We start from the raw sequence: 5780 nt of genomic DNA on the forward strand, positions 1-5780 counted from the left end.
GATCACGCCCGTTCCCATTGCCGCACCCCACACCCCGCCTTGCGCGGTGTGATCGAGCAGCGCCGCCAGATGATCGGTCAGGCCAGCGTTCCGCAGGCCATAGACGACCAGGTACATGCCGAGCGAGAAGATCACGACTTGCCACGGCGCGCCGCGCAGCACCTTCCGCGCCTCGATCACATGGCCCCGCCCGGCGATCACCAGCAGCAGGATCGCGCCGGCAGCGGCGACGGCGCTGACCGGCACGCCGAGCGGTTCGAGCAGGAAGAACCCGGCGAGCAGCAGGGCAAGGACGATCCATCCGGCGCGGAAGGTGGCGGCATCACGGATCGCTGCACTGGGAGCGCGCAGCGCGGCCACGTCGTAATCTCGCGGTATGTCGCGTCGGAAGAAGAGCAACAGCGCGCCCAGCGTGGCGGCGATCGACACCAGATCGACCGGGACCATCACGGAGGCATATTCACCGAAACCAATCCTGAAGAAGTCGGCGGACACGATGTTGACGAGGTTCGACACGACCAGCGGCAGGCTGGCGGTATCGGCAATGAACCCCGCCGCCATGACGAACGCCAGCGTCGCCTTGTCCTTGAAACCCAGCGCCCGCAGCATGGCGATCACGATCGGCGTCAGGATCAGCGCTGCGCCGTCATTGGCGAACAGCGCCGATACGCCTGCGCCGAGCAGCACGATCAGGACGAACAGCCGGCGGCCATGGCCTGCGCCCCAGCGCGCGACATGCAGCGCCGCCCATTCGAAGAACCCGGCCTCGTCGAGCAACAGGCTGATGACGATGATCGCGACGAAGGCGGCGGTGGCATTCCAGACGATGCCCCATACCACCGGCACGTCGGACAGGGTGACGACTCCCGCGAGCAGCGCCACGACGGCACCGCCCATCGCGCTCCACCCGATGCCGAGGCCCTTGGGTTGCCAGATGACGAGCGCGATCGTCGCAATAAAGATCAGGGCGGCAATGAGCATCAGGCGACCCGCTGGCCCGAAGCATCCACCACCTGTTCGCCATCTTCCTTGGCGAACGCGGCAAGCTGGCCGCTCGGCAGCAGATCAAGGACGGCTTCAGAAGGGCGGCACAGCTTCACGCCGAGCGGCGAGACGACCAGCGGCCGGTTGATAAGGATCGGATGCGCCATCATTGCATCGACCAAGGCGTCGTCGGACAGCGACGTGTCGCCCAGGCCCAGCTCCGCAAAGGGCGTCCCCTTCTCGCGCAACAGCTCACGGGGCGTCATGCCGGCGCGGTCGATCAGCTCGACCAGCAGCGCGCGTGCGGGCGGGGTTTTCAGATACTCGACCACATGTGGCTCGATGCCGGCATTGCGGATCATGGCGAGGGTGTTGCGCGACGTGCCGCATTCTGGATTGTGGTAGATGACGATATCGACAGCCGAGTCAGTCCGGTTCATGGGCGTCCTTTCAACAGCAGGGGGCGAGTTCGGCGATCAGCGGGGCGCACAGTTCCGCGTTGCCGGCGCAACAATCCTTGACGAGGAACAGCGTCAGCGCGCGCAAGCCGTCCAGATCGGCGCGGTAGATGATCGACCGGCTATGGCGTTCGGAGCGGACCAGACCGCCGCGGGCGAGAATGCCGAGGTGCGCGGACATGGTGTTCTGCGGCACGTCGAGCTGGCGGGCGATCTCGCCGGCCGCCAGCCCGGACGGTTCGTGGCGGACCAGCAGGCGGAGCACATCGAGGCGGGTTCCCTGCGCCAGCGCACCAAGCGCCGCGATAGCCGAATCGTTTTCCATATATCCAGCATAGTGGATATTTATGGCAACGCTATGATCGTCCGCCTATCCGAGGGTCAGGTGCTTTCATCACACACCTGGCAACGCATTCCGCGAAGGTTTGCCCCCGCCATTTTCCAGCGCTACCGAGACGGCCTGCAGCGTCTGGCCGCTATCCGAACACGGTCTTCAGGTTCATGAATTCGTGAAGCCCGAACTGCCCCAATTCGCGTCCATGGCCGGAGCGTTTCACGCCGCCGAATGGCGCTTCCGGAGTGGAGGCGAGCAGTTGGTTGACCGCGGTCATGCCCGCCTCGATCTCCTGTACGAAGCGCTCGCGCTCCTGCGCGTCATTGGTCCATACCGACGAGCCGAGCCCGAACGGCACGTCGTTCGCCAGCCGGATCGCGGCGTCGATATCGTCGGCGCGGAACACCATCGCGACCGGGCCGAATATCTCCTCCCGTGCGACGGGATGGTCGGGCGGGACGTCGACGATCACCCCCGCCGACAGGAAGGCGCCCGCGCCGGGCAGCGGCGCGGGTTCGACCAGCGCGCGGCCACCTGCCGCCTTCAACTGAGCGACCTGTTCGATCACGGTGCTGCGCTGCTCCTCGCTCGATAGCGGGCCCATGTCGGTGTCCGCCGCCATCGGATCACCCGCCTTGACGGCGCGCATCGCGGTGGCGAAGCGATCGAGGAACGTGTCGTAGACGGCGGTGTGGACGATCATGCGCTTGGCGCAGATGCACGATTGGCCGCTATTCTGCACCCGTGCCTTCACCGCCTGGGCCACCGCCGCGTCGAGATCGGCGGAGGGCATCACGATGAACGGGTCAGACCCGCCAAGTTCGAGGACGACCTTCTTCAGCGCGCGTCCTGCAGATTCGGCCACCTTCATCCCGGCGCCCTCGCTGCCGGTCAGCGTGACCGCGACGATGCGCGGGTCGGCGATCAGCGCGTCGACCCGGTCGCTGCGGATCGCCAGATTCTGGAAGACACCCGCCGGGGCGCCCGCGGCGGTGATCGTCTCCTCGATCGCGGCGGCGACGCCCTGCGTCAGCGAGGCGTGCTTCAGCAGCCCGACATTGCCCGCCAGCAGCGTCGGCGCGACGAAGCGGATCACCTGCCAATAGGGGAAATTCCACGGCATCACCGCCAGCACCGGCCCTTGCGACAGCCAGTGTGCGGTGGCGGGGCCGCTCGCGCTGTCGATCGTGATCGGCGCCAGCATTGCGGGGCCGTTCTGCGCATAATGGCGGAACGCGGCGGCACATTTCTCCACCTCCGCGATCGCGCTGATTAGCGTCTTGCCCATTTCGCGCGTGGCGATCTCGGCCAGGCGGCGCTTGTCGCGATCGAATTGCTCCGCGATCGCCTCCAGCAGCGCCGCGCGCTCCGCGAGGGGGGTATGTCGCCATGATGCGAAGGCGTGCTGCGCGCGTGCGACGCGCTCCTCGATCTGATCGCTGGTCAGTTCGGCGAAGGTGGCGCCGGGCTTGCCGGTCGCGGGGTCGATGCTTTGAAACATGGGCTCTCAACGGTCGGGCCGGTCGTCCGTTGCCGCCCCGTGGCGATCGATGTGACGCATCGATCGAGGGATGGGGAACGGATGCGCACGCTTTCTTGACCCGTCTCGACCCGCATCGCATAGCGGCGGATATGGAGCAGGATCTCGACACTCTCTCGTTCGAAGCCGGTCTGCGCGAGCTGGAGGCGATCGTCGGCAAGCTCGAATCGGGCGATACCCCGTTGGAAGAAGCGATCCGGCTGTACGAGCGCGGCAGCGCGCTGCGCCGCAAATGCGCCGAACGGCTCGATGCCGCACAGGCCCGGATCGAGGCGATCCGTACCGGCGGCGATGGCACGCCCGCTGGTGTCGAGCCGTTCCTCGCCGGATGAGCGTCACCGCCAACGCAAGCCCGCGGCTTCAGGCCGCGCTGAAGGAAGTCGCGGCGGAGATGGACCGCCGCTTCGACGCCTTGCTGACCGTGCCCGACGATCCGCGAGCGCCGCTGTATCGCGCGATGCGGCATGCCACGATCGGCGGGGGCAAGCGGCTGCGCCCGCTGCTGGTGTTCGCCACCGCGCGACTGTTCGACGTCGCGCGTGAGGCGGCGGGGCGGGTCGCGGTCGCGCTGGAGGCGATCCACGTCTATTCGCTGATCCATGACGATCTGCCGGCGATGGACGATGACGATCTGCGCCATGGCAAGGCGACGGTGCACAAGGCGTTCGACGAGGCGACCGCGATCCTGGCGGGCGATTGCCTGCATGCGCTCGCGTTCGAGGTGCTGGCCGACCCGGCGACGCACGCCGATCCGTTCGTTCGCGCCGAGCTGATCGCGGATCTGGCGCGCGCCGCCGGTCCCTCGGGCATGGCGGGCGGTCAGGCGATGGACCTGGCGGCCGACGGCGCGACCTTCGATCTCGGCACCGTCACCCGGTTGCAGCAGATGAAGACCGGCGCGCTGATCGCGGCGGCGGTGGAGGCTGGCGCAATCCTTGCCCGTATCCCTCCGGAGGGGCGCGTTCACCTTCGCGGCTATGCGCATGATCTGGGATTGGCGTTCCAGATCGTCGACGATCTGCTCGATGTCGAAGGCGACGAGGATCTGGCCGGCAAGAAGCTGCGCAAGGACGGCACGCAGGGCAAGGAAACCTTCGTCTCGCTGCTGGGGGTGGAGCGTGCCCGACAGCAATCGCGCATGCTGATCGATCAGGCGATCGATCATCTCCGTTCGTTCGGCCCCGAGGCCGATCTTCTCCGCGACATCGCGCGGTTCGTCACCGACAGGCGAGGCTGACCCATTATGACCGCATCACCGCGCATCGGCGTCTATCCCGGCACCTTCGACCCGATCACGCTGGGTCATATGGACATCATCAGGCGCGGCGCGAAGCTGGTCGACCGGCTGGTGATCGGGGTGACCACCAATCCCTCGAAATCGCCGATGTTCACGCTCGACGAGCGGATGGCGATGGTGCGGCGCGAGGTGGAATCGATCGGCGGCGAGATCCATGTCGTCTGCTTCGACGCGCTGCTGATGAACTTCGCCGAGCGTGAAGGGGCGAGCATGATCGTCCGCGGGCTGCGCGCGGTGGCCGACTTCGAATATGAATATCAGATGGCGGGGATGAACCAGCAGCTGAACGACCGGATCGAAACGGTCTTCCTGATGGCCGATGTCAGCCTGCAGCCGATCGCATCGAAGCTAGTCAAGGAAATCGCGATCTTCGGCGGCGATATCGCCAAATTCGTCAGCCCGGAGGTGCGCCGCGAGGTGGTCGCGCGGGTCGAGGTGATCGGTCGCCGCGGCGATTGACGGTTCAGTTTGGCGCAAGCGGGCTTTTGCTTTAGGAGCGCCTCACGATCCCGTTAGCGAAAGTCACGATGCGTCCCCTCGCTCATCTCGCCGCGCTGTTCGCGGCCGCTGTCGCCACCCCTGCCGTCGCGCTGGCACAGCAGCCGACGCCCGCCGCGCCAACCCCCGCACCTGCCCCCGTCGACCAGTCGAACGTGTGGCTGCTCGACCTGTCGACGGGTGGGCGGGTGGCGATCCTGTTGCGCCCGGATGTCGCGCCCAAGATGGTCGAGCGGGTGAAGACGCTGACGCGGCAGCATTTCTATGACGGGCTGGTGTTTCATCGCGTCATCGACGGTTTCATGGCGCAAGGCGGCGATCCCAAGGGCGACGGCACCGGCGGCAGTCAGCTGCCCGATCTGCCCGCCGAGTTCAATTATCTGCCGCACGTGCGCGGCGCGGTCGCGGCGGCGCGTGCCGAGAAGGAAGACAGCGCCAACAGCCAGTTCTACATCGTCTTTCAGCCGCGCTTCCAGCTCGACAAGAAATATACCGTCTTCGGTCGGGTGATGTCGGGGATGAATTATGTCGACGCGATCGCGCGCGGTGAGCCGCCGCAGGATCCGTCGCGTGTCATCCATGCCTATATCGCCAGCGACAATCCGCCGCCGTACATGCCCGCCGCCGCCCCTCCGGCCGCGGCGCCGGTGTCGGACGCGGAGCTGACCG

Annotated in this window: 8 protein-coding genes; 4 read left to right on the plus strand and 4 right to left on the minus strand. The window is 66.8% G+C overall.

All coding sequences use genetic code 11. The features are described 5' to 3' along the window. The 4 genes from ACFDSW_RS14805 to ACFDSW_RS14820 form a co-directional block, all read right to left on the minus strand. A partial coding sequence (locus ACFDSW_RS14805) for an arsenic transporter (protein WP_375251042.1) occupies positions 1–981 on the minus strand: 981 nt, incomplete at its 3' end. Then, positions 981–1424, minus strand: a complete 444-nt coding sequence (arsC, locus tag ACFDSW_RS14810; protein WP_375251043.1) for an arsenate reductase (glutaredoxin) — start codon at positions 1422–1424, stop codon at positions 981–983. The genes ACFDSW_RS14805 and arsC, both read right to left, overlap by 1 nt. Positions 1425–1434: 10 nt before the next feature. Then, positions 1435–1767: an ArsR/SmtB family transcription factor gene (locus ACFDSW_RS14815; protein WP_375251044.1), complete on the minus strand. Its 333-nt coding sequence runs from the start codon at positions 1765–1767 to the stop codon at positions 1435–1437. Between the two features lie 151 nt (positions 1768–1918). Continuing rightward, entirely contained in the window at positions 1919–3277 is a 1359-nt protein-coding gene (locus ACFDSW_RS14820) for an NAD-dependent succinate-semialdehyde dehydrogenase (protein WP_375251045.1), read from the minus strand. A gap of 131 nt (positions 3278–3408) precedes the next feature. Here ACFDSW_RS14820 and ACFDSW_RS14825 point away from each other — a divergent pair, with 131 nt between their 5' ends. The 4 genes from ACFDSW_RS14825 to ACFDSW_RS14840 all read left to right on the plus strand — a co-directional run. Next, positions 3409–3648 (plus strand): exodeoxyribonuclease VII small subunit, encoded by a 240-nt coding sequence (locus ACFDSW_RS14825; RefSeq protein ID WP_375251049.1) that lies wholly within the window; start codon positions 3409–3411, stop codon positions 3646–3648. Next, positions 3645–4553, plus strand: coding sequence for a polyprenyl synthetase family protein (locus ACFDSW_RS14830; RefSeq protein ID WP_375251046.1), 909 nt, complete (start codon positions 3645–3647; stop codon positions 4551–4553). The genes ACFDSW_RS14825 and ACFDSW_RS14830 overlap by 4 nt, the downstream gene beginning before the upstream one ends. 6 nt (positions 4554–4559) lie before the next feature. Continuing rightward, positions 4560–5072, plus strand: a complete 513-nt coding sequence (gene coaD / locus ACFDSW_RS14835) for a pantetheine-phosphate adenylyltransferase (protein ID WP_375251047.1) — start codon at positions 4560–4562, stop codon at positions 5070–5072. Positions 5073–5140: 68 nt separating this feature from the next. Then, positions 5141–5780: peptidylprolyl isomerase (locus ACFDSW_RS14840; protein WP_375251048.1), on the plus strand; the 640-nt coding region annotated here is incomplete at its 3' end.

The organism is Sphingomonas sp., assembly GCF_042091075.1.
Classification (GTDB): Bacteria; Pseudomonadota; Alphaproteobacteria; order Sphingomonadales; family Sphingomonadaceae; genus Sphingomonas.

Bases quoted from the DNA above. Each gene is read 5' to 3' on its own strand.
- arsC (WP_375251043.1), bottom strand. From the start codon at position 1,424: ATGAACCGGACTGACTCGGCTGTCGATATCGTCATCTACCACAATCCA.
- ACFDSW_RS14815 (WP_375251044.1), bottom strand. From the start codon at position 1,767: ATGGAAAACGATTCGGCTATCGCGGCGCTTGGTGCGCTGGCGCAGGGA.
- ACFDSW_RS14820 (WP_375251045.1), bottom strand. From the start codon at position 3,277: ATGTTTCAAAGCATCGACCCCGCGACCGGCAAGCCCGGCGCCACCTTC.
- ACFDSW_RS14825 (WP_375251049.1), top strand. From the start codon at position 3,409: ATGGAGCAGGATCTCGACACTCTCTCGTTCGAAGCCGGTCTGCGCGAG.
- ACFDSW_RS14830 (WP_375251046.1), top strand. From the start codon at position 3,645: ATGAGCGTCACCGCCAACGCAAGCCCGCGGCTTCAGGCCGCGCTGAAG.
- coaD (WP_375251047.1), top strand. From the start codon at position 4,560: ATGACCGCATCACCGCGCATCGGCGTCTATCCCGGCACCTTCGACCCG.